The organism is Caulobacter radicis (assembly GCF_003094615.1).
Classification (GTDB): Bacteria; Pseudomonadota; Alphaproteobacteria; order Caulobacterales; family Caulobacteraceae; genus Caulobacter; species Caulobacter radicis.
In genome coordinates, this window is record NZ_QDKO01000020.1 from 177522 (window position 1) to 195768 (window position 18247).

An 18247-nucleotide genomic window follows, 5' to 3' on the forward strand; every position below is an offset into this window, starting at 1 on the left:
TCCGCCGTAGGACGAGGTCACGGCAGTATGGCCCGCAGGAAGCTCGGCGGCGTCACCGAGGCCTGGTTGAAGAACACCCCGGCGCAGCGCCCGCCCGCCGAGGCCAAGGCGTCGCGCAGCAGACCCGGCGGCCGCACGTCGGCCTCCTGGGCGCTGACCACCAGGATGGTCTGGTCCATGTGCTGGGCAATGGTGAGCGCCGCCTGCGAGCTGTCGGCCGACGGACAATCGACGACGATGATCTCGGCGTGACGGCGCAAGCCGGCCCAGTATTCGACGCCGGGCAGGATGTGGGCCTTCTGGCGGCCGCGCAGGGCCTCGCGCTTGAAGCGGGTGACCCACAGACGCGGTCCGCCGACGCTGTGGGCGGCGACGTACTTGGCGTCCGGCCACACCCCGCCGTCGGGACGGGGGGCCGGCGGCTGCACGGTGAAGAACATCGAGCCGTCGGGGCTGGCCGCCGCGCCGGAGCCCAACGGGCCGTAGCGGTCGGGCTGGGCCGCGATGGCCTGGTACTGCGGCGAAGTGGTGAGGTCCAGGTCGATCAGCCAGGTCCGGCGACCGGCGCGCCTGGAGGCGAAGCGGGCGAACTCGCGGGCGACCGTCGAGGTCCCCTCCCCGCGCCGGGCCGACACGAACTGGACGACGTGCGCACGGCCGGCCGCGGGGGCGCCGAGCGACCCCCACAATTCCGCCATTTCCACGTTCAAATCCACCATTCGCCCGAATCGCCGCGCGTTGAAGACCGTTGAAACTAATGCCTAACCATGTTCGCGCGAAAGGCGACCAAATCGCCCACTTTGACCCTAGGCCGCGCGCTTGACGCCGGCGGTCGCCAGGACCGGCAGGCCCAGGGTGCGCGAGGCCGAGGCCGGGGTCTGCAGGCCCGGACGCAGCAGCATCCGCACCAGGCCCGCGCAGGCGGCGGTGAAGGCGGCGAACAGGAAGGCCAGCACCAACACCGGCTTCTTCAGGCTCTTGCCCTCCGACGGCGCGACGGCGCGCTGGACGATGCGGATATTGTCGCTGCTTTCGGCCGACATCTGGCGCTGGGCCTCGTCCTGCTGCTCCTTGACGGTGAAGTCGCGGACATTGGCCGACAGCACGTCGCGGTCACGGGTCAGCTGGTTGAACTGCGGCTCCAGCTGGGCCAGGCGCAGCAGGCGCTCGTTCACTTCCTGCACCTGCATGGCGTAGGCGCCCTGCGACTCGCGCAGGGCGGCGACTTCCGCCGACAGGTCGTTGCGGGTCGACTGAAGGGTCTGCCAGATCGGGTTGGGGCCGCTGCGGCGCGCGCCCTCGCCGTTGGTGCGACCACTGGCCACGCCCTGCTCCAGCTGGGCGATCTGGGCGTCGATGTCGCGCACCGGCTGGGCGTTGGGCAGGTAGCGGGCCAGGAGCCCCTCGCGGTCGAGCTTCAGCTGGGCCAGCTTGGTCGAGGCCGACATGTCCTGGTCGCGGTAGAGCACGGCTTCGGACGGCGTGCGGGACAGCTCGGCCTGCACCGCGGCCAGGCGCCCCTGGCGATCCTGCAGCTGGGCGTCGATCGAATACTTCTGGGCCTCGACCTGGGCCTGCAGCTGGGTCAGGGCGGTCTTCTGGGCGGTGAAGTCGCCGATGTCGTTGGTCTGCAGGAAGGCCTGGTAGGCGGTGTCGGTCTCGGCCAGGCGCTGCTCGAAATTGTCGCGCTGGCGCGACAGCACCTTGTCGTCGTCGTTGATCAGCAGGCTGCGACGATAGATCAGGTACTCTTCCAGCAGGGTGTTGAGCACCTTCTCGGCCGTTTCCGGGTCCTGGTGCTGGTACGCCAGGCGGATGATCGAATTGTCGGGCGCGGTCTCGATCTTCAGGCTGCGGCCGACGCTGTCGCGCCCCTGGGCGATCATCTTGCGCTTCTGCTCGGGATTGGCGGCGGCGTACTTGGCCGCGCCTTCCGGGAACACGGTGGCGAAGCCCAGCTTGCGGATCACCCGCTCGCGCAGCTCGCCGCTGCCCAGGATTTCGCTTTCCGACTGGATCACCTGGTCGACGTCGGGCACCGCGCCACGGGCGGCGTCGCCGGCGCGCGGTTCATAGACATATTCCTGGCCCAGGCGGACGAACAGGCTGGAGCTGGCGGTGTAGGACTTCTTGAGCGTGAAGGCGAAGGCCGCGCCCAGGAACAGGATCACCAGGAACACGCCCAGCATCAGCCAGCGTTCACGCCACAGCAGGGTGATAAAGTCCGTCGGCGCATAGCGAGCCCGCGCCGCCCAGTCGCGTCGCGACGGCGGGTCGTGCGGCACGCTGGTCCAGGCGCTCGTCGACATGCGAATCCAATGGGTCCAAACTTCCACACGACCCTGGGGCTTCCGGGCTTAAGGTTTGGTTACCTATGTTTGGTAAGAGTCGTCGCATGGATCGGCGCATCGCTCTCTCCACCGCCCTGGCCCTGTCGCTCGCGAGCGCCGGCCTCTCGGCCTGCGGCCACGTCGACGGCGAGCCGCTGACGCCCGCCCCGCGGCCCACCGGCCAGTTCCCCAACATCGGCTACGCCGACTGGAGCGAGAGCGAGCCAGCCTATCGCTTCTATCCGGGCGACGAGCTGGAGGTGACCGTACCTTCGGCCACGGAGCTTAATAAGTCGGTTGTGGTTCAGCCCGACGGCCGCGTCGCTTTGCCGCTGGTCGGACCGGTGATGGCCGCCGACCGCACGATCGAGGAACTCGAGGACTCGCTGACCCAGGCCTACGGCCAGCAGCTGCTGCGCCCGCAGGTGCAGGTGGCGGTCAAGGCGACGGCGCCTCTGAAGGTCTTCGTCGGCGGCGAGGTCGGCAATCCCGGCGTCTACGACATGGCCGGCGACGGCGACGCCCTGCGGGCCGTGATCCAGGCCGGCGGGTTCAAGAGCTCGTCCAAGCGCAGCCAGGTGATCATCATCCGGCGCGGCCCGGACGGCCGGGCCATGATGCGGACGGCCGATCTTCTGAAGGGTCTGACCGACCCGCGCGGCGCGGACCTGGTGCCGCTTCGCCGCTTCGACATCGTCTACGTGCCGCGCAGCGGGGCGGCGGAGACGGGCCTGTTCATGCAGCAGTACTTCCGAGACCTGCTGCCGATCAGCTTCAGCTACGCCATCAACGGCTTCAGCAACTGACCTTGAAAGTCACGGCCGGATCCAGAGAGCGTCCGGCCCGAGAGTAGAAACGGCTGAACCGTGGTTCAGCCGTGAGCCAGCCATTGGCGCGCCTGGCGCTGGGCTTCGGCGACGTCTTCGCTGGCCATCTCTTGCGACAGTTCCTTGCGATAGACCTTGGCCTCGACCGAACCGCGCATGGCGGCCAGGTTGAACAGCATGTGGGCCGAGACGTAGTCCAGCGGCGCGCCGCCCTGGCCGGTCGAGTACAGCATGCCCATGCGGAACAGCTCGTCGCCGCTCGAGTCGGCGGTCGGCAGCGGCAGGCCCATCACGGCGGCGGGCGGTTCGATGCTCATCATCATGACTTCAATTCCCCAGTCCTTCCGGCCGGTCCCCAGTGGTCCAGCTCGGCCATGAACACAGAGAAAACCTTGCTCGCTGAACATATAGTTAAGCGCGCAGAGATCATGAATCGAGGCGCGACAACACGCCTCGATCATTGAAGTAACACCCGATAAACACGGGTATACGGGTGGTTAACGGGCGCGCTGGCCGAACAGAACCTTGCGCGCCTCTTCGGCAGCTTTTCCCGACGCTTGCAGGCCGCTGGAACGCAGCTCCGCGCCCAGCTTGAAGCCCTTCTGCACGGCCTCGCGCGCGTTCACCCGCTCGAACCAGGCCTTGATGTTCGGGAACTCCTCGATCTGGATGCCCTGGTTCTTCCACGGCACGATCCAGGGCCAGATGGCGAAGTCGGCGATGGACAATTGGCCGCAGACGAAATCCCTGCCCGCCAGCTGCTTTTCCAGCACGCCGTAGAGGCGATGGGTCTCGTTGGTGTAGCGGATCGCGCCGTAGGCCAGCTGGCGCTGATCGGCGATGATCGCTGGCGCGTACTGGCGGAAATGGTGCGTCTGGCCGGCCATCGGGCCAAGGCCGCCCATCTGCCACATCACCCACTGGTCGATGTTCACCCGGTCGCGCTCGCCCTGGCCGTAGAACTGACCCGTCTTGCGGGCGAGGTACTGCAGGATGGCCCCGGACTCGAAGACCGAGATCGGCTGGCCGTCGGGACCGTCGGGATCGACGATGGCCGGCATGCGGTTGTTGGGGCTGATGGCCAGGAACTCCGGCTTGAACTGCTCGCCCGTGCCGATGTTCACCGGGATCATCTCATAGGGCAGGCCCATCTCCTCAAGGGCGATGGAAATCTTCCAGCCGTTGGGCGTGGGCCAATAGTGCAGCTCGATGGGACTGGTCATGCACGCGACTCCCTGATGTCGGTCTTGGTGACACGGAACATGGCCATCCGCGCGCGCGACGCCAACATCCATCCTGACATGACCGTTCAGCGACGGTTCAGGCGCCGGGGATCAATCTTGTTTCCAAGGTCGAGGGACTAGGCCGCCTCCAGGCGACCGCTGACCACAAGGAGACGTACACATGAAACGTCTGTTGCTCACCATCGCCGCCGTGGCTTCGGTCGCGGGCCCGATGGCCGCCGTCGCCACCGACGCCTCGGCCCAGGGCCGCGGCCACAACGAGGACCGCTGGGATCGCCGTGACGATCGCCGCGGCGACCGTTGGGATCGTCGCGACGACCGCCGCGATGATCGCCGGGGCGACCGCTGGGACCGTCGTGACGACCGTCGCGGCGACCGCCACAGCCGCTGGGACGACCGTCGCTACAACGGCTACTACTATCGCGACCGCTGGTACTACGGCGCCCCGCCGGCCCACTATTACGGCCGTCCGGACTATCGCCCGGGCTACAGCGCCTGGCGTCGCGGCGGCTACCTGCCGCCCTACTATCGCGGCGGCGGCTATGTCGTGCACGACTACGGCCGCTACCACCTGCGCCAGCCGCCCCGCGGCTACTACTGGTACCGCGCCGGCAACGACTACGTGCTGGCCGCCATCGCCACCGGCCTGATCTTCGAGATCATAAACAACTAGGCCGAACGCGATCATCGATATCTGAAAAGTCTTGCGGCGCCCCGGGAACTCCACCTGGGGCGCCGTTTTTGCGCCATGCTCGCCGCGCGCGCGCCATGCATCGGGCCGCAAAGCCCGATTGTCGGGTCATTTCGGCCGCAAGCCGCCTCCAGCGTGAGCCTCGCGTCACAGTCCGACGCAGCAGACACGAAGGCGCTTACCGATGAAGAGCTTGCGCATCTCCGCCGCCGTCCTCGCCCTCGCCGCCGCCGGCTACGCCGGTTCGGCCCTGGCCCAGCAGGCCCCGGCCGATCCCTCCGCCCAGTCCACCCCGCCTTCGTCCAGCAGCAGCAGCTGGGGTTCGTCGACCACGACCACCGATCCGTCGGCCTCGACCACCGCCCCGGCCACGACCGACAGCACCACGCCGCAGGCCGACAGCGCCGCGAGCGCGGGCGAGCCGACCTCGGCCACGGCCCCGGGCGAGACCTCGACCACCACGGCCCCGGCCGCCGAGGGCACGACCAAGGCCGAGAAGAAGTCCAAGAAGCACAAGAAGCACGACGACCCGGCCGCCGCCGGCGCGTCCGCGCAGGACCCGACCACGCCTCAGTAGACGCGTCCCTGTTCGAGTCCCCCCTCCGACAAAGAGAAGGGCCCGCCGCTTTCGCGACGGGCCCTTTTCCTTTTGCCTGGAAGGCCCGATCAGAGACCCAGCTTGGCCTTCAGCAGATCGTTGACCGTGCCCGGGTTGGCCTTGCCGCCGGTGGCCTTCATGACCTGACCCACGAACCAGCCGATGGCCTGGGGCTTGTCCTTCACGGCCGCGGCCTTGTCGGGGTTGGCGCCGATCAGCTCGTCGATCGCCGCCTCGATGGCGCCGGTGTCGTTGATCTGGACCAGGCCGCGCTTCTCGACGATCTGCGCGGGACGGCCTTCGCCGGCCCACATGTGCTCGAAGACCTCCTTGGCGATCTTCGACGAGATCGTGCCGTTCTCGATCAGCTCGACCAGTTGGGCGATGTCCGACGAGGGCAGCGGCGAGTCCGGGAACGCCGTGCCGGCGGCCGACAGCTTGGCCAGCAGTTCGTTCGTGACCCAGTTGGCGACCAGCTTGGCGTCGCGACCTTTCGCGGCGGCCTCGAAGTAGTCGGCGCGCTCGGCGTCGATGATCAGCACGCCCGCGTCATAGGCCGACAGGCCATATTCGCTCTGCAGGCGCGCCTTCTTGGCGTCCGGCAGTTCCGGCAGGGTCTCTTCGATCGACTTCACCCAGGCCGGGTCCAGCACCAGCGGCAGCAGGTCGGGATCGGGGAAGTAGCGGTAGTCGTGCGCCTCTTCCTTCGAACGCATCGAGCGGGTCTCGCCCTTGGTCGGGTCGAACAGGCGGGTCTCCTGGTCGATCACGCCGCCGTCTTCCAGGATCTCGATCTGGCGACGGGCCTCGTACTCGATGGCCTGCTGGATGTAGCGGTACGAGTTGACGTTCTTGATCTCGCAGCGCGTGCCCAGGTGCTTGAAGCTGCCGGTCTCGCGGAACTTCTCGTAGTCCCCCGGACGGCAGACCGACACGTTGACGTCGGCGCGAAGGTTGCCCTTCTCCATGTCGCCGTCGCAGGTGCCCAGATAGACCAGGATCGTCCGCAGCTTCTTCACATAGGCGGCGGCCTCTTCCGAGGTGCGCATGTCGGGCTTGGAGACGATCTCCATCAGCGCCGTGCCCGCGCGGTTCAGGTCCACATAGGTGGCGTTCGGGTCCTGGTCGTGCAGCGACTTGCCGGCGTCCTGTTCCAGGTGCAGGCGCTCGATGCGCACGTCGAAGGTCGTGCCGTCGTCGCGCTCGACCACCACCACGCCCTCGCCGACGATCGGCTGGTCGAACTGGCTGATCTGATAGCCCTGCGGCAGGTCGGGATAGAAGTAGTTCTTGCGGTCGAAGCGGCTCTTCAGGTTGATCTGAGCCTTCAGGCCCAGGCCCGTCTTCACCGCCTGCTCGACGCAGAAGCGGTTCAGCACCGGCAGCATGCCCGGCATGGCCGCGTCCACGAGGCTGACCTGCTCGTTCGGACCAGCGCCGAAGCCGACGGCGGCGCCCGAGAACAGCTTGGACTTGCTGGCCACCTGGGCGTGAACCTCGAGGCCCAGCACAATTTCCCAGTCGCCGGTGCGACCCTTGATCGTCTTGGAAGCAGCTTCGGTCATGTCTCTTGTCCTCCCTCCGTCGCCGGAAGGCCGGTTAGCGCGGGCGGCGAAGCAGGCCTCGCCGTGTCAGGGTTCCTCATGCACCGTGGGGGTCGGGGAGCGCAAGGCTGGCGGGGTGGTTTGTTGCGGGGGGGGGCATGAGCACGTGCTTCCATGCCATCCACCTCAGTTGACCTCCGCGCCGACCTCGCCTTCTCCGAGGGCATGAAGGCGCGGTAATCGACCGGCAACCAAGCCGGACATCCCAAACACCTGTTGCACAACCCTCTCAGATCGAGTCAACTAGGCCGTTAGTAATATGATGACGCTCAAGTAACTCCATAGCGGTATCGCAACGCAATCGCGCTGCCAAACATTACATTTTTTAAATTACCACCCAGAAAGACCAGTTATGCTGGATACATTTAAGAGAGAAAAAAATATAAAAGAACGAAAGAGACTTCACTGCGTAAACTGCAAAAGAATTACCATACATAAACTTGAAGCTAGATGCATGGGCTCCTGGTCAGACGATCGTGCCTTGGTAAACGGCGGACGTAGTCACTCAATATTTCGATGCGGCGCGTGCGATACAGTTTGCTACGAGACATCATCATGGAATAGCGAGGATATTGAATACGATGAAGACGGAGAAGCACGCGCAATAGAATACACCACCCAATATCCAGCTCCAGTATCAGCTCATTTTAACTTCAACACGGAGTCAACTCCAACAAAATTGAATCGCATATTGGACGAATTGCTTTATGCACTTGCCGGTTCAAAAATGCTCACAGCCACAATTGGACTCAGACTCGCCATTGAATATATCGTCAACGACAAAGAATGCCTCGGATCAAGTCTATCAGCGAAAATAAATGACCTTCGGTCAAAAGAACTAATAGACGAAGACCAAAAAGACCTTCTTCACAGAATACGTAGACGAGGAAATGCTGGCGCACACGAAGCTATTGGAATGAATTCCAAGGAACTTATTGCAGGCATGAGCATCGTAGAAGGACTACTAGAAAAGCTATACAACGGGCCAGCAAGACACAACGAAACAATAAAAAGAGCGAAATTATTAATTAAAGACAACTAACATAAATATACACTTCGCCCTCACGTCCCCCGCGGCTTGGCCCGCGTCGTCGGCGCCGCGCTGGCCGGATCATCCGGCCAGACGTGGCGGGGGTAGCGGCCCTTCATCTCGACCTTCACCTCGCGCCAGGAGCCCTTCCAGAAGCCCGGCAGGTCCTTGGTGATCTGGATCGGGCGGTGGGCGGGCGACAGGAGGGCCAGGGTCAGCGGGACCTTGCCGTGGGCGACCGAGGGGTGCTCGGCCAGGCCATAGAGCTCGCCCACCCGCACCTCGACGCGCGGGCCGCCCTCGGCGCCATAATCGATGGCGAAGGTCGAGCCGGTGGGGGCGGTGAAGCGCGCCGGGGCCTGGGCCTCGATGCGGCTTTGCATGTCCCACGGGATCAGGGTCTTGATCGCGGCCTCCAGCGTGGCCTCGTCGAGACTGGCCAGCGACGAGCGGCCGGCCAGCAGGGGTTCGAGCCATTCGTCCAGCCGTGCGACCAGGGCCGCTTCCGACAGGTCCGGCCAGGCGTCACCATCATGCGCGCGCAGGAAGGCCACGCGGTCGAGCAGTCCCCTGCCCCGCTCGCCCAGCTTCAGGGCTGACAGGCCGTCGGCGCGCACCTGGTCGGCCAGGGCCCCGGCGATCAGGGCCGGGTCGGGCCTCTCTATGATCTTCTCGTCGACCACCAGCTTGCCCAGGCGCAGCAGGCGCTTGGCGCGCAGCTTGCCGCCGCCGCTGGTCTCCAGCCGGTCCTCGGCGACCAGGCGGTCGGCGAAGGCGGCGCGCAGGGCTTCTTCATCGAGGGGCGCGGCCAGCAGGATGCGGTCGCGGGCGTCGCCGCCGCCCAGCTCGCCGACGGCCAGCCAGGTCTCGCGGGCCAGGGCGTCGGTCGGCTCCAGATAGACGCCGCGGCCGCTGGCCAGCTGGTATTCGCCGGGCTTGCCGCGAGCACGGGCCACCCGCTCGGGATAGGCCTCGGCCAGCAGCAGGGCGTCGTCCAGGGGCTCGGCGCCGCTGGGCTTGCCGGCCTGGCGCGACCAGCGCTCGGCCAACGCACGGGCGTCGCGAGCCCTCGGCGTGCGGTCGCGGCCGAAACCCTCAAGCCGGCCGCGCAGATCCACGCCCCGCCCGCCAAGCCCCTGCTCGCTCAGCACGGCGGCGATCTCGGCGGCGCGGTGGGCCTGTCCGCTGGCGGCCGCGCGGGCGACCATGTGGGCCAGCCTGGGAGCCAGAGGCATGTTCGACAGCGCCTTGCCGTGCGCGGTCAGGCCGCCATTGGCGTCCAGCGCCTGCAACCGGTTCAGCAGCGATCGCGCCTCGCTGAACGCGGCCTTGGGCGGCGGATCGAGGAAGGCCAGGCCCTCCGCGTCCTTGGCGCCCCAGCGGGCCAGGTCCAAGGCCAGGCGCGACAGGTCGGCCTCCAGGATCTCAGGCCGGGCGAAGGGTGTGAGGGCCCGGGTCTCCGGCTCGTCCCACAGGCGGTAGCAGACGCCGGGCTCGGTGCGGCCGGCGCGGCCCCGGCGCTGGTCGGCGGCGGCCCGGGCCACCCGCACCGTCTCCAGCCGTGTCAGGCCGCTGGACGGGTCGAAGCGCGGCACGCGCGAAAGCCCTGCGTCGATGACCACCCGCACGCCCTCGATGGTCAGGCTGGTCTCGGCGATCGAGGTAGCCAGCACCACCTTGCGGCGGCCGGCCGGCGCGGGCTGCACGGCGCGGTCCTGCTCGGCCGGCTCCAGCGCGCCATACAAGGGAGCGAGATCGACGTCGGGCCGGCGCAGGCGTTCGGCCAGCCAGCTCTCGGCCCGGCGGATCTCGCCCTGGCCCGGCAGGAAGACGAGGATCGAGCCGGTCTCCTCGGCCAGGGCCCGCTCGACGGCGCGGCCGACCCGCTCTTCCAGCCGCTGGCGGTCGTCGCGGCCCAGATAGCGGGTCTCGACCGGGAACATCCGACCCTCGCTCTCCACCACCGGCGCATCGCCCAGCAGGGCCGAGACGCGCGCGCCATCCAGCGTGGCCGACATCACCAGGATCTTCAGGTCGTCGCGCAGCAGGCCCTGGGCGTCGCGGGCCAGGGCCAGGCCCAGGTCGGCGTCCAGGCTGCGCTCGTGGAACTCGTCGAAGATCACGCAGGCGACGCCGTCCAGGCCGGGGTCGTCGAGAATCATCCGGGTAAAGACGCCCTCGGTGACCACCTCGACGCGCGTTCTGGCCGACACCTTGGACTGCAGGCGCACGCGGAAACCGACCGTGTCGCCCACCGCCTCGCCCAGGGTCTGGGCCATGCGCGAGGCCGCCGCCCGGGCGGCCAGGCGCCGAGGCTCCAGCATGACGATCTTGCCGTCGCCGACCCATGCTTCCTCCAGCAGGGCCAAGGGAACGGCCGTGGTCTTGCCCGCCCCCGGAGGCGCGACGAGAACGGCGGTCTCGCGTTCGGACAAGGCGCCTTTGAGCGCGGGAATGGCCTGAAAAATGGGCAGCATTGCGCCGGCTTTAGCTGGGCTGGGGATCAACGCCAAGCAGGACTGGACTAGCCTAAGGTGTGGAGAACATTTACGCGCTTCGGCGGCGCGGCCTTGACCCCATGCTCATAAACGGGTCACCGTCCGCAAAATTTTCCAAAGGCGACCCCCGGGGGGGAGTCTTGCCTATCCAGGAGGAACTATGTGGCGCGTTAAATCGCTTGATGCGATCCTTGCGACGGCTGAGAAAAAATCCCTTCATCGCTCGCTCGGACCGATCCAGCTGACGCTGCTGGGGGTGGGCGCCATCATCGGTACGGGGATCTTCGTCCTGACCGCCGCCGCCGCCCAGAAGGCCGGCCCCGGCATGATGTGGAGCTTCGTGATCGCCGGCGCCGTCTGCGCCATCGCCGCGCTCTGCTATTCCGAACTGGCCTCGATGGTCCCCGTCTCGGGCTCGGCCTACACCTATTCCTACGCCGTGATGGGCGAGCCGCTGGCCTGGATGGTCGGCTGGGCCCTGATCCTCGAATACGCCGTGGCCGCCAGCGCCGTGTCGGCCGGCTGGTCCGGCTACTTCCTCGGCCTGATCGAGAACGCGCTGGGCTTCCAGTGGCCCGCCCTGTTCAAGGCCGGCCCGGCCTGGTCGATGAACGGCTTCATCCCGGTCGCCGACTTCAGCGCCGGCATCGTCAACGTTCCGGCCATCATCGTGGCGCTGTCGGTCACCGCCCTGCTGGTCGTCGGCACCACCGAGAGCGCCCGGGTCAACGCCGTGCTCGTGGCCATCAAGGTCACCGCCCTGACCGCCTTCATCGTGCTGACCATCCCGGTCATCAAGAGCGGCAACTTCTCGCCCTTCGCCCCCAACGGCTGGTTCGGTCCGGAAGGCACCAGCGGCATGGGCATCGTCGGCGCCGCCGCCTCGATCTTCTTCGCCTATGTCGGCTTCGACGCCGTGTCGACCGCCGCCGAAGAGACCAAGAACCCGCAGCGCAACGTGCCGATCGGCCTGATCGGCAGCCTGGCGCTCTGCACCATCTTCTATCTCCTGGTCGCCGCCGGCGCGATCGGCGCCATCGGCGCCCAGCCGGTGTTCGGCGCCGACGGCTCGGCCGTCCAGCCCGGTTCGGCCGCCTTCCAGGCCGCCTGCTCCCTGGCCGACAACAGCGGCCGCCTGGTCTGCTCGAACGAAGCCCTCGCCCACGTCCTGCGCGAGATCAACTGGCCCGTGGTCGGCAACGCCCTGGGCCTGGCCGCCAACCTGGCCCTGCCCTCGGTCATCCTGATGATGATCTACGGCCAGACCCGCATCTTCTTCGTCATGGCCCGCGACGGCCTGCTGCCCGAGAAGCTCGCCACCATCCACCCGAAGTTCAAGACGCCCTACATCGTGACCATCGTCACGGGCATCTTCGTCGCCATCGCCGCCGCCTTCTTCCCGGTCGGCCAACTGGCCGACATCTCGAACTCGGGCACCCTGTTCGCCTTCTTCATGGTGGCGATCGCGGTGATGGTGCTGCGCGTGAAGGATCCGAACCGTCCGCGTCCCTTCAAGACCCCGCTGGTGTGGGTCGTGGCTCCGCTGGCCATGGTCGGCTGCGCGGCGCTCTACTTCAACCTGCCGGCCGAAGCCATGCTGGTCCTCCCGATCTGGGGCGCCATCGGCATGGTGATCTACCTGGCCTACGGCATCCGCAAGAGCCACCTGGGCCGCGGCCTGGTCGAGGTTCCGGAACTGGCCGCCGACGCGCCGGCCGGCCCGGTGCCGCCGATGCCGGGCGCCCCGGCCCCGGGCTCGCCCGAGGAACGGTCTTGATCTTGGGGCTCTAGCCTCTAGTTCAGACGGGCGGGAACTTCGGTTCCCGCCCGTTTTCGTTTGGAGCCGACACCTTGACCACCCCGTCGCCCATCAGCGCCGTCATCGCCCCGGTCACGCCGCTGCAGCAGAACTGCACGATCGTCTGGTGTTCCAAGACCAGGAAGGCCGCGATCATCGATCCAGGCGGCGAGGTCGACCGCCTGCTGCGCGCGCTGAACGACCAGGGCCTGACGCTCGAGAAGATCTGGATCACCCACGGCCACATGGATCACGCCGGCGGCGCGGCCGAGCTGAAGGCCAAGACCGGCGTACCGATCGAAGGGCCGCACAAGGACGACCAGTTCTGGATCGATCGCATCCAGGAAAGCGGCGAGATGTACGGCATGCCCGAGGCCCGCATCTTCGTGCCCGACCGCTGGCTGGAGGACGGCGACGTCGTCACCCTGGGCGAGACGGAGTTCGAGGTGCTGCACTGCCCGGGGCACACGCCGGGCCACGTGGTGTTCTTCCACCGCGAGACGAAGTTCGCCCAGGTCGGCGACGTGCTGTTCCAGGGCTCGATCGGCCGCACCGACTTCCCGCGCGGCAACCACCAGGACCTGATCGACGCCATCACCGGCAAGCTGTGGCCGCTGGGCGACGACATCCGCTTCGTGCCGGGTCACGGCCCGATGTCGAGCTTCGGCGCCGAGCGGCGCACCAACCCGTTCGTCGGCGACCGCGCGGTCGCGGCCATGAAGGGCCCCGGCTACACGGCTCCGGTGAACCGCTCGCCGGGGTGAGCCATCCCTACTGACGCGGCGGCGGGCCGCCCGACGGGCCTGGGCGGAACTCGTCGCCGGTCAGCTTGCCGTCGCCGTCCTTGTCGGCGGCCGCGAACTGGGCGCGGGCGGCGGCCAGGGCCTCGTCCTTGGTGATCCTGCCGTCCTTGTCGGCGTCCTGGGCGGACAGCTGGGCCAGCATCCGGCCGCCGAAACCGCCGCCAGGACCGCCCTGCCCCTCGCGCTGGGCGAAGCGCTGCTTGATAGCCTCGATCTCGGCCGCGTCGATGACGCCGTCCTTGTCGGCGTCCATGCGCTCGAAGCGCTGCACGGCCAAGGCCTCGTACTCGGCGACGGTGACCACGCCGTCGCCGTCGGCGTCCGGGCCGCGCATGCCGGGACCCGGCTGGGCTTGGGCCGCTGCGGCCCCGAGCAACGACAATCCGAGGACGGTGGAAACGAGTCGGTTCATGAAGACGCTCCGTGGCGATTTGACGCTAGGGGGCCACGATCAGGTTGCGCGCCTGTTGCAAGCGTGAAATCTGACGGTGACAGGGGCATGAAAGGACCATCGGCATGGAGACCTCCCCGACCACCGCCTCGTCCGCCGCCGTCGCGGACACCGCCAAGGGCGCCGGCGCCCGCATCCTGATCGTCGACGACGATCCGGGCATCCGCGACGTCGTGTCCGATTTCCTCGTCCGCCACGGCTATGTCGTCGACACGGCCCAGGACGCGCGCACCATGGAACAGGCCCTGGCCAAGGGCCCGGTCGACCTGGTGGTGCTCGACGTCATGCTGCCGGGCGAAGACGGCCTGGCCATCTGCCGCCGCCTGGCCGCCCAGGACGGCCCGGCCATCATCATGCTCTCGGCAATGGGCGAGGAGACCGACCGCATCGTCGGCCTCGAGCTCGGCGCCGACGACTACCTGCCCAAGCCGTGCAATCCGCGCGAACTGCTGGCCCGCGTGCGCGCCGTCCTGCGCCGCCGCACCGAGCCGCGCTCCAGCGACGACACCATGGGAGCCGCCTGCGAGTTCGCCGGCTGGCGCCTGGATCTCGTCCGCCGCGAACTGCGCTCGCCGCAGTCGGTGGTAGTCAACCTCTCCAGCGGCGAGTTCTCGCTGCTGCGCGCCTTCGTGGAACGCCCGCAGCGCGTGCTGACCCGCGACCAGTTGCTCGATCTCGCCCGCGGTCGCGACAGCGACGCCTACGACCGCGCCATCGACGTCCAGATCAGCCGGCTTCGCCGCAAGCTCGACGACGGCGGCGGCGGCGAGTTGATCCGCACGATCCGCAGCGAGGGCTACATGTTCACGCCCAAGGTCACCCGCACGCCATGAAGTTCGCAGTCCCGGGGCGCGGCGGCGCGCCCCTGTTCGCCCAGGCCCTGGGACTGGCGCTCGTCACACTGGTCGCTACGATCCTGATCTGCGTGGCGGTCGTATTCAACGTGCCGCCCCCTCCCCCCGAACTCTACAAGCTCAGCGAGATCAGCCGGGCGCTGAAGAGCGGCGAAACCGTGCATCCCCGCGACGGTCGCCCCCTGATGGTCCGCCACCGCGCCAGCATCAAGCCCGATGGCGAGGACTCCCAGCGCCGCGCCGAGTTCAAGGCCGCCATCGGCCGCGAGCTGAACGTGCCGGTCGACCGGATCTCGATCCGCACCGAGAACGGCCCCCGCTTCTTCGTCCGCACCCAGCGCCAGAAGGGTCCGCCGCCCCCGCCAGGGCCCAATGGCCCGCGCCCGGGTCCGGGGGGGCCGGAAGGCCCCGGCGGTCCCAGCGGCCAAGGCGGTCCGCCGCCCGGCCCGCCCGGTCCGATGCCTCGCATGCAGATCCTCAACGACCGCATCGCGGCCGTCATGCGCGACGAACCCTTCCTGTTCGGCGATTTCGAGCTGGGCATCCGCCAGTCCGACGGCCGCTGGCTGGTGGTCGAGCCGAAGTTCACCGTCCTGCGCGACACCTGGCAGGTGCGGATCCTGCTGATCCTGGCGCTGTCGGCCGCGGCCGTTTCGCCGCTGGCCTGGCTGTTCGCCCGTCGCCTGGCCGGCCCGATCACCGCCTTCGCCGCCGCCGCCGAGCGCCTGGGCCGCGACCCGCGCGCGCCGCCGCTCAGCCTGTCGGGTTCGGCCGAGGTGGCCGCGGCCGCCAACGCCTTCAACGAGATGCAGGAGCGCCTGCGCCGCTACGTCGAGGACCGCACGGCCATGATCGGCGCGGTGGCCCACGACCTGCGCACGCCGCTGACCCGCCTGCGCTTCCGCATCGAGACCACGCCCGACGATGTCCGCAGCAAGCTCGAGAGCGACATCGACCAGATGGAGGCCATGATCTCGGCCACCCTGGCCTTCGTGCGCGACACCAGCCGCCCGGCCGAGCGCACGAAGCTTGAGCTGGCCTCGCTGCTGGAAAGCGTCATGGACGAGGCTGCCGAGACCGGCGGCGACGCCACGGCCGAGGAGAGCGAGAAGATCGTCATCGAAGGCGACCCCATCGCCCTCAAGCGCCTGGTCACCAACCTGGTCGAGAACGCCCTCAAGTACGGCGGCGCCGCGCGCGGCCGGGTCTATCGCCAGGGCGGCGGCGCGATCCTCGAGATCGACGACGATGGTCCCGGCGTGCCTTCCGGCGAGCTCGAGCGCGTGTTCGAGCCGTTCTTCCGGGGCGAGCCTTCGCGCAACCGCGAGACCGGCGGCATCGGCCTGGGCCTGGCCGTGGTCCGCTCGCTGGCCCGCGCCCACGGGGGCGACGTGACCCTGCTGAACCGTCCGGAAGGCGGCCTGCGGGCCCGCGTCACCCTGCCGGCCTGACGTCTGTTGCGACCGCGCAATCAAGCGCGGCCTTGACGACATAACCGCGCAACGCGGCGGGGCTTCATGCGGAGAGAAGGAGCTTCTTTCCATGACCGCACGCGCCCTGCCTCTCCTGGCCCTCGCCGCCCTGTCGCTCGCCGCATGCGGCCACGCCCCGCCGGACGGACCGGGCGGTCGCGGTCCCGGCGGTCCTGGCGGCCGTCCCGGGTTTGGCGGCGGTCCGCCTCCGGGCGAAGGCGGCCCCGGCGGCCCGCGCATGGGCGGCGGCAAGCAGGTGTTCATCAGCCCGGCCGGCGAGCCGTTCCGCGCCGATCCTGGCCAGCCCTACCCGGTCGCCCTGTGGTTTTCCGGCGCCGACGCCGACCATGACGGCGTGCTCACCCGCGAAGAGTTCGTCGCCGACTCCCTGCGCTTCTTCGACAGGCTCGACACCGACAAGTCGGGCGTCCTCGACGGCTTCGAGGTCTCGGCCTACGAGCGCAACATCGCCCCCGAGATCGTCCAGGCCTCGGCCATGCCGCAACAGGCCCCGCCCTCGGGCGGCGACGGCCCCGACGGCGAGGGACCGCGCGCCCGCCGCGACGGGGGCCTTGGCAACATGCTGCTGGGCGCCACGCCCTACGCCCTGCTGGCCGAGCCCCAGCCGGTGATGGGCGCCGACGCCGACTTCAACCGTCGCATCACCCGCGACGAGGCGACCCGCGCGGCCAACGCCCGCTTCAAGCTGCTCGACAAGGACGGCGACGGCCGCCTGACCCTGGCCGAGCTGCCCCAGACCCGCGTCCAGCGCATCATGAGCGGCGAGGAAGACCTGCGCGAAGGCGGCCGGCGCGGCAAGGGCGGCCGCCGCCCGCCCCGCTAGCGCCCCTCACCCCGCCACCACCCCGGCGATGATGTTGATGCCCAGGGCCAGGATGGCGGTGTTGTAGAAATAGGCCGTCACGGCGTGGGCGGTGACCAGGTTGCGCAGCGCCCCGGTGCGCACGTCGTTGTCGGAGACCTGGAAGGTCGCCCCGATGCTGAAGGCCAGGTAGACGAAGTCCTTGTAGGTGCGGGCCGGTTCACCGGGAAAGCCGAACCCGCCCTTCCCCGCCCCCGCGCCGAAATGGCGGTGGGCGTAGTGCAGCACGAACACCGAGTGCAGCACGATCCACGACAGCACCAGGGTGACGCCCGCACAGGCCGCCGTCAGGTTCCTGGCGAAGGCCGCCTGCGAGCGCGCGCCGATCATCGCCGCCACCACCGCGGCCAGGCTGGCGGCGATCGCCGACAGCACGATCAGCAGGATCAATGAACGCCCCTCGTCCTCGGCCGCGGCCTTCGCTCGCAGCGTCGCTTCGTCGGCGGTGAGGAACAGGCGCCACAGCAGAACGGCGTAAATTGCGGCGCCGAAGTCCCACCCGATCAAAATATGCGTGCTTTCGGGCAGATTTATCTGGCGGGCGAAAAGCCATCCCAGAAGCCCCGCCAGAACGCCGACAAAGAGCCTCCAGTGCCTTGTAATTAATGAGGATTTACCACCTTCCAAGGTGCTCTTGCGCATCGCTCTCAGCCTGCCTTTTCCCCAGACAATCGTCCTTAACGCTGCATTTGTCTCGCCTGACACGTGAAACCGAACTCGGCTTCACCGGTTACTTCACCGGAACACTGGAACGACGCCATGACCGACCCCGACGCACCGCCTCCGCTGGAGCCGCAAACGCCGGACGATCCGCCGGGCTCGACGCCCGACGAAGTCCCGCTGCAGCCGCCTCCGGTGCAGCCGGGCGACGATCGGCCCTATGACGTCGCTCCGGCCCCGTTCCCTCCCGTTACCAGTCCCGATTAGGAGCAAGACATGGACCTCGACAGCGAACGGCCCCGCGGCCGCCGAGGCTTCGCCGCCATGGATCCGGAACGCCGCCGCGAGATAGCTCGCAAGGGCGGCGCCAGCGTCCCCAGTGAGAAGCGCAGCTTCGCCAAGGACCGCGACCTGGCCGCCAATGCCGGCCGCAAGGGCGGTTCCTCGTCGCGTGGCGGCGGCCGCCTCGGCGCTCGCGACCTCTAGGAATGCCGCGGCCGAGGG

At 68.3% G+C, this 18247-nt stretch carries 19 protein-coding genes; 11 read left to right on the forward strand and 8 right to left on the reverse strand.

The features are described from left to right. Positions 1-17: 17 nt before the first annotated feature. Both DDF62_RS12510 and DDF62_RS12515 read right to left on the reverse strand, forming a co-directional pair. Complete coding sequence (locus tag DDF62_RS12510; RefSeq protein ID WP_244286805.1) at positions 18-698, reverse strand: P-loop NTPase family protein; 681 nt, start codon at positions 696-698, stop codon at positions 18-20. Positions 699-806: 108 nt separating this feature from the next. Beyond that, positions 807-2309, reverse strand: coding sequence for a GumC family protein (locus DDF62_RS12515; protein ID WP_116489408.1), 1503 nt, complete (start codon positions 2307-2309; stop codon positions 807-809). An 86-nt stretch (positions 2310-2395) separates the two neighbouring features. Here DDF62_RS12515 and DDF62_RS12520 point away from each other — a divergent pair, with 86 nt between their 5' ends. Further along, the gene (locus DDF62_RS12520) at positions 2396-3136 is read left to right on the forward strand and encodes a polysaccharide biosynthesis/export family protein (protein ID WP_116489409.1); all 741 of its coding nucleotides are present in this window, start codon (positions 2396-2398) and stop codon (positions 3134-3136) included. A 65-nt stretch (positions 3137-3201) separates the two neighbouring features. Here DDF62_RS12520 and DDF62_RS12525 read toward each other — a convergent pair whose 3' ends face one another. Further along, positions 3202-3480, reverse strand: a complete 279-nt coding sequence (locus DDF62_RS12525) for an SEL1-like repeat protein (RefSeq protein WP_058350531.1) — start codon at positions 3478-3480, stop codon at positions 3202-3204. A 174-nt stretch (positions 3481-3654) separates the two neighbouring features. After that, positions 3655-4380 carry a glutathione S-transferase family protein gene (locus DDF62_RS12530; RefSeq protein WP_116489410.1) on the reverse strand — a complete coding sequence of 242 codons (726 nt, stop codon included), beginning with the start codon at positions 4378-4380 and terminating at the stop codon, positions 3655-3657. A 181-nt stretch (positions 4381-4561) separates the two neighbouring features. Here DDF62_RS12530 and DDF62_RS12535 point away from each other — a divergent pair, with 181 nt between their 5' ends. Beyond that, a complete protein-coding gene (locus DDF62_RS12535; protein ID WP_058350533.1) occupies positions 4562-5074 on the forward strand; it encodes an RcnB family protein in 513 nt (170 codons plus the stop codon). Between the two features lie 202 nt (positions 5075-5276). Further along, positions 5277-5669: a proteophosphoglycan 5 gene (locus tag DDF62_RS12540; RefSeq protein ID WP_116489411.1), complete on the forward strand. Its 393-nt coding sequence runs from the start codon at positions 5277-5279 to the stop codon at positions 5667-5669. Between the two features lie 89 nt (positions 5670-5758). Here the strand turns inward: DDF62_RS12540 and gatB are convergent, their stop codons facing one another. Next, positions 5759-7255 (reverse strand): Asp-tRNA(Asn)/Glu-tRNA(Gln) amidotransferase subunit GatB, encoded by a 1497-nt coding sequence (gene gatB / locus DDF62_RS12545; RefSeq protein WP_116489412.1) that lies wholly within the window; start codon positions 7253-7255, stop codon positions 5759-5761. A gap of 391 nt (positions 7256-7646) precedes the next feature. On the opposite strand from gatB, the gene DDF62_RS12550 reads away from it, so the two are divergent. Then, entirely contained in the window at positions 7647-8336 is a 690-nt protein-coding gene (locus DDF62_RS12550) for a DUF4145 domain-containing protein (protein ID WP_116489413.1), read from the forward strand. A gap of 20 nt (positions 8337-8356) precedes the next feature. Here the strand turns inward: DDF62_RS12550 and hrpB are convergent, their stop codons facing one another. Beyond that, positions 8357-10801, reverse strand: coding sequence for an ATP-dependent helicase HrpB (gene hrpB / locus DDF62_RS12555; protein ID WP_116489414.1), 2445 nt, complete (start codon positions 10799-10801; stop codon positions 8357-8359). A 181-nt stretch (positions 10802-10982) separates the two neighbouring features. Between hrpB and DDF62_RS12560 the strand changes: the two genes are divergently transcribed. Continuing rightward, on the forward strand, positions 10983-12599 hold the full coding sequence (locus tag DDF62_RS12560) for an amino acid permease (RefSeq protein ID WP_116489415.1): 1617 nt from the start codon (positions 10983-10985) through the stop codon (positions 12597-12599). Between the two features lie 74 nt (positions 12600-12673). Further along, a complete protein-coding gene (locus tag DDF62_RS12565; protein WP_116489416.1) occupies positions 12674-13384 on the forward strand; it encodes an MBL fold metallo-hydrolase in 711 nt (236 codons plus the stop codon). Positions 13385-13391: 7 nt separating this feature from the next. Here the strand turns inward: DDF62_RS12565 and DDF62_RS12570 are convergent, their stop codons facing one another. Further along, the gene (locus tag DDF62_RS12570; RefSeq protein ID WP_116489417.1) at positions 13392-13835 is read right to left on the reverse strand and encodes an EF-hand domain-containing protein; all 444 of its coding nucleotides are present in this window, start codon (positions 13833-13835) and stop codon (positions 13392-13394) included. A 104-nt stretch (positions 13836-13939) separates the two neighbouring features. Between DDF62_RS12570 and DDF62_RS12575 the strand changes: the two genes are divergently transcribed. The 3 genes from DDF62_RS12575 (at position 13940) to DDF62_RS12585 (ending at position 17044) form a co-directional block, all read left to right on the forward strand. Beyond that, complete coding sequence (locus tag DDF62_RS12575; RefSeq protein ID WP_101711996.1) at positions 13940-14707, forward strand: response regulator; 768 nt, start codon at positions 13940-13942, stop codon at positions 14705-14707. After that, positions 14704-16179: an ATP-binding protein gene (locus tag DDF62_RS12580; protein ID WP_116489418.1), complete on the forward strand. Its 1476-nt coding sequence runs from the start codon at positions 14704-14706 to the stop codon at positions 16177-16179. Before DDF62_RS12575 ends, DDF62_RS12580 begins: the two co-directional genes overlap by 4 nt. 91 nt (positions 16180-16270) lie before the next feature. Beyond that, a complete protein-coding gene (locus tag DDF62_RS12585) occupies positions 16271-17044 on the forward strand; it encodes an EF-hand domain-containing protein (RefSeq protein ID WP_116489419.1) in 774 nt (257 codons plus the stop codon). 6 nt (positions 17045-17050) lie between these two features. Here the strand turns inward: DDF62_RS12585 and DDF62_RS12590 are convergent, their stop codons facing one another. Further along, the gene (locus tag DDF62_RS12590) at positions 17051-17590 is read right to left on the reverse strand and encodes a DUF1345 domain-containing protein (protein WP_243410688.1); all 540 of its coding nucleotides are present in this window, start codon (positions 17588-17590) and stop codon (positions 17051-17053) included. Positions 17591-17842: 252 nt separating this feature from the next. On the opposite strand from DDF62_RS12590, the gene DDF62_RS25600 reads away from it, so the two are divergent. Further along, a complete protein-coding gene (locus DDF62_RS25600) occupies positions 17843-18010 on the forward strand; it encodes a hypothetical protein (RefSeq protein ID WP_165832242.1) in 168 nt (55 codons plus the stop codon). A 9-nt stretch (positions 18011-18019) separates the two neighbouring features. Continuing rightward, positions 18020-18229: a KGG domain-containing protein gene (locus tag DDF62_RS12595; RefSeq protein WP_058350544.1), complete on the forward strand. Its 210-nt coding sequence runs from the start codon at positions 18020-18022 to the stop codon at positions 18227-18229. Positions 18230-18247 lie beyond the last annotated feature (18 nt).